Raw genomic sequence first — 2,327 nt, 5'->3', positions numbered from 1 at the left:
GGGAACGCCCGCCTTCGTCATCGCGCCGTATCCGCCTTCGATGTTAACGACATTGTCGAAGCCGCGCGCTTTCAAGATCGAGGAAGCAATCATGGAACGATAGCCGCCCGCGCAATGCAAATACATGGATTTTTCTTTGGGAAACTCGGCCATGAGATCGCTGATGTCATCGAGCGGCAGGTTTTCGGCTCCTTCGATGTGGCCTTCTTCGAACTCGGTTGGTTTGCGGACGTCAATGACGGTCAAGTCGCCATTCCTGAATTTTTCCGCGAAAACTTCGGCGGGTATTGACTGCATCGTGTCGGTTTCTTTATCAGTGTCTCGCCAGGCGGCAAAGCCACCTTCCAGATAGCCGAGCGTGTGGTCGTACCCCACTCTCGCCAGGCGCGTGACAACCTCCTCTTCACGACCCGGATCGGTGACGAGCAATAGAGATTGTTTCAAGTCGGGAATCAGCGCGCCAACCCAAGGCGCAAAGCCACCATCTATACCAATATTAATTGCGTTAGGAACGAAACCTTTGGCAAAATCTGCCGCCGAGCGGGTATCCAGAATCAAAGCACCCGTTTCATTAGCCGCCGCCTCGAAGGCCGCCGGGCTGAGCGCTTGTACACCGCGTTCCAGCACATCGTCGATGCTTTCGTAGCCTTCCTTGTTCATCAGTACATTTTGGGGAAAGTACCGCGGTGGCTCGGCTAGCCCATCCGTAACTTCCTTGATGAACTCCTCCTTCGTCATGTCCGCCCGCAGCGCGTAGTTGAACGTTTTTTGGTTGCCCAGCGTGTCGGAGGTTTCCTTGCTCATGTTCTTTCCACAGGCCGAACCCGCCCCATGAGCCGGATAGACAATGACGTCGTTGGGCAAAGGCATGATCTTACTTCGCAGACTGTCGAACAGATGCCCGGCTAAATCCTCCGTAGTCAAGTCGCTTTTTTGAGCCAGATCAGGACGGCCTACATCGCCGATAAATAGCGTATCGCCGCTGAAAAGAGCCGTTTCCTTCCCGTTTTCGTCCAGCAACAAATAGCAAGTAGATTCCATCGTGTGGCCGGGTGTATGCAGGACTTTGATGGTAATTTTCCCCAGCCTAAACTCCTCACCATCCGCAGCAATATGTGCGTCGAAACTGGTTTGGGCCCCTGGCCCGTACACGATCGGGGCCCCGGTTTTCTCCGAAAGATCCAGGTGCCCCGAAACGAAATCGGCGTGAAAGTGCGTTTCGAAAACATATTTAATCTTCGCGCCTTCGCGCTTCGCCTTTCCCAGGTAAGGCTGCACCTCCCGCAGCGGATCAATGACCGCCGCCTCGCCTTCCGACTCGATAAAATAAGCGCCCTGCGCCAGGCAGCCGGTGTATATTTGGTCTATTTTCATAACTTTTGTTTTAAGTGGCAGGGTTACAAAGTAAAGCGCTGCCGCCGAATGGCCACATTGGTACTTTTCCACTCCTTTTAAAAAAACTCCTTCCACAGAATGACTCCCGCCATACCCAGTACAAACCAACCGAAGACGCGTTTAAGTTTCTCGCCGGGGATGAAGCGGGTAAGGTAGGATCCCAGAAAGATGCCAACTACGGACAGCGAAGTGAACACGGCCAGGAATGGCCAGTCGATGGTTTGCTGTCCTATATCACCCAGAAAGCCGATAAGCGACTTGGCGGCAATGATCAGCAGAGAAGTACCCACGGCCATTTTCATGGGTAGTTTGGCCAGTAAAACCAGGGCCGGAATAATCAGAAAGCCACCGCCCGCACCCACTAACCCGGTAAGCAGGCCCACGGCGGCACCTTCGAGCGCGATGAGCGGAAAATTGAAAGTAAGTGTTTCACTTTGTAGTTCAGCCTTAGCTTCTTTGTTCTGGCGAATCATAGAAAAAGCTGCCGCCAGCATAATCAAGGCGAACAGGCCCATAATGCCCGCGCCCTTTTGAAGTGTAAAACCGCCGAGCGTAAACACCGGGTCGGGAATAGCCGGGACGACGAATTTGCGCGTCAGAAAAACGACAATGAACGAAGGCACAGCGAACACCAGCGCGGCCCGGTAATTGACCAGCCGCTTTTTCATGTAGGTGAATGAACCCACCAGCGAAGTCGCCCCTACTACGAACAGCGAGTAAGCTGTGGACAACACCGGGTTGATGCCAATCAGGTACACCAATACCGGAACGGTGAGGATGCTGCCCCCGCCGCCAATCAACCCCAGACTCACACCAATGAGAATGGATGCGAAGTAGCCGATCAAACTTGTGTTAGCTTCCACTTACCTTTTTTAAATACGAAAATGCCCGTGATTGCCAGCAGCGTCTCACCGATAGGAACGGCGGCAAAC

The 2,327-nt window shown here is 53.5% G+C and carries 2 protein-coding genes; both read right to left on the bottom strand.

Going from position 1 to position 2,327, the window contains the following annotated elements:
- On the bottom strand, window positions 1–1,374 hold a 1,374-nt coding region (locus ACEW8P_RS02065), incomplete at its 3' end, for a rhodanese-like domain-containing protein (protein ID WP_373511452.1).
- 77 nt (window positions 1,375–1,451) lie between these two features.
- Window positions 1,452–2,258, bottom strand: a complete 807-nt coding sequence (locus ACEW8P_RS02060) for a sulfite exporter TauE/SafE family protein (protein WP_373511451.1) — start codon at window positions 2,256–2,258, stop codon at window positions 1,452–1,454.
- Window positions 2,259–2,327 lie beyond the last annotated feature (69 nt).

Source organism: Persicitalea sp. (assembly GCF_041751555.1).
GTDB lineage: Bacteria > Bacteroidota > Bacteroidia > Cytophagales > Spirosomataceae > Persicitalea.
Note: the sequence above shows the minus strand (reverse complement) of the source record. Positions and strands in the feature narration are given on the sequence as shown.